Source organism: bacterium (assembly GCA_029210965.1).
Classification (GTDB): Bacteria; BMS3Abin14; BMS3Abin14; order BMS3Abin14; family BMS3Abin14; genus JALHUC01.
The window spans coordinates 1-872 of sequence record JARGFZ010000114.1 but is presented as its reverse complement, the minus strand read 5'-3'; the positions used below and the strand labels follow the sequence as shown (position 1 = coordinate 872).

Below are 872 nucleotides of genomic sequence, written 5' to 3'. Positions count from 1 at the left end.
CGTCCTGGATGATCTTGTTTCTCGTATCAAGATCGCCATATTTACAACCAGCGAAAAGTTCAGCCAAAACCGGCCTGCTTATAACCCTCAAGTTTCTGGGGACAGGACTGATAGAGCTCTCCATGTCCAATACGGTTTGTACCCTCTTTGAAAAGACTGGCTCTCTTTCCCCTGAATATACCTCCTGGAACAGCCTGATGATCTCATCGTCATTATCCTTTAACTCCATTCTAACGAACTCCTGGAAATAGGACTGAGCTTTGGGCCTTTCCTTGCTAAGACAGGAGAGGACATCATCGACAAACAGAAATCCGGGCGGAGCGATACTCCCTGCAGTGGCCCTGTAGCTGCTCCATGGCCAATGTTCGGCCTTCTCAACCATATTTGCCTCGACCGGATTCCGGACAATATATCTTGCCGCTGTGAGGAACTGCATGTTGTCTTCGATCGGTTTGGATTTGAACCTTCCCTGAAAAAGATGTCCGGTAAGCTCATATTTTTGGTTGAACTTCTGAGTGTACACACCATTTAGCCAGGCCATTCCTCTGGACAGAATCCCTTCCGGGATCTCGATCAAGATGTGATAATGGTTTCCCATGAGACAGTAGGCGTGACAGATCCAGTTCATCCTTTGGATCGTGGTTTTGAGTAACTTCAGGAACAGCTTTCTGTCGTCATTGTCACGGTAGATGTGTTCCTGGTGGTTCCCTCTGTGGTTGATGTGGTAGATCGCGCCTGGGAATTCGAGGCGGGGTTTTCTGGACATGCTTGCCTCCTGTGCAAATACAGAAGACGTAGCAAGACCCTTGCCAAATGCTATTGAGGGGATATGATAGGCTTAAGGTTGACAGGGATATTGTGAAATTCACGCC

At 47.9% G+C, this 872-nt stretch carries 1 protein-coding gene; it reads right to left on the bottom strand.

Annotated features, from left to right (window positions below; all coding sequences use genetic code 11):
- The coding region (locus tag P1S59_14535; protein MDF1527442.1) for a transposase at positions 1–766 on the bottom strand (766 nt) is incomplete at its 3' end.
- Between the last annotated feature and the right edge of the window lie 106 nt (positions 767–872).